The organism is Nocardia sp. 852002-20019_SCH5090214 (assembly GCF_001665865.1).
Taxonomy (GTDB): Bacteria; Actinomycetota; Actinomycetes; order Mycobacteriales; family Mycobacteriaceae; genus Nocardia; species Nocardia nova.
The window spans coordinates 1-665 of record NZ_LZMK01000043.1 but is presented as its reverse complement, the minus strand read 5'-3'; the positions used below and the strand labels follow the sequence as shown (position 1 = coordinate 665).

At 69.6% G+C, this 665-nt stretch carries 2 protein-coding genes; both read left to right on the top strand.

Features of this window, described 5'->3' with window-relative positions:
* Positions 1-316 (top strand): DUF5131 family protein (locus A5780_RS04780; protein WP_156769365.1); only part of this gene is annotated, 316 nt, incomplete at its 5' end.
* Positions 304-663: a hypothetical protein gene (locus tag A5780_RS04775; RefSeq protein WP_231982854.1), complete on the top strand. Its 360-nt coding sequence runs from the start codon at positions 304-306 to the stop codon at positions 661-663. The genes A5780_RS04780 and A5780_RS04775, both read left to right, overlap by 13 nt.
* Positions 664-665: the final 2 nt, after the last annotated feature.

The window sequence follows — 665 nt, the reverse complement described above, 5'->3', positions numbered from 1 at the left end:
GACCGGATGCCCGGACGGGTGCCGGTGCCGGTGGCCCGACGACGACGAACGCTTCGAATGCGGGTGCCCCGGCTGCGCCGACTGGCGGCCGATCCCGGCGATCGACTGGGTCATCGTCGGCGGCGAATCCGGGCCCCACGCCCGGCCGATCGAGGCGGACTGGGTGCGCGACCTGCGCGACCAGTGCGTCGAGGCCGGGACCGCGTTCTTCTTCAAGCAGTGGGGTGGCCGCACCCCGAAAACGGCCGGGCGTGAACTCGACGGCCGGATCTGGAACCAGTACCCGCAGAACAGGAGCACCTCATGCCACGCCTGATGTCGGTCTCGCTCACCGAGGACCAGGTCCGCGACCGCACCAAGACCGTCACCCGCCGCACGGGCTGGCTGATGCTGACGCCCGGCACCCGGCTCACGCTGTGCCGCAAGGTGATGGGCCGCCGCCGCGGCGAACCACTTGTACGGATCGTCGATGTCGAAGTTCTCGACGTGCGCCGCGAGCGCCTCGACACCATCACGAACGAAGAAGTCCGCGCCGAGGGCTTCCCTGAGATGACGCCGGCGCAGTTCGGCGAGTTCTTCTGCGGCAGCCACACCGGCTGCACCCCGGACTCGATGGTCACCCGAATCCGGTGGCGCTACCTCGACGATCCGGAATCGCCGTAGCA

Excerpts from the sequence above, each read along its gene's own strand:
- A5780_RS04775 (WP_231982854.1), top strand. The coding sequence starts at position 304 with ATGCCACGCCTGATGTCGGTCTCGCTCACCGAGGACCAGGTCCGCGAC.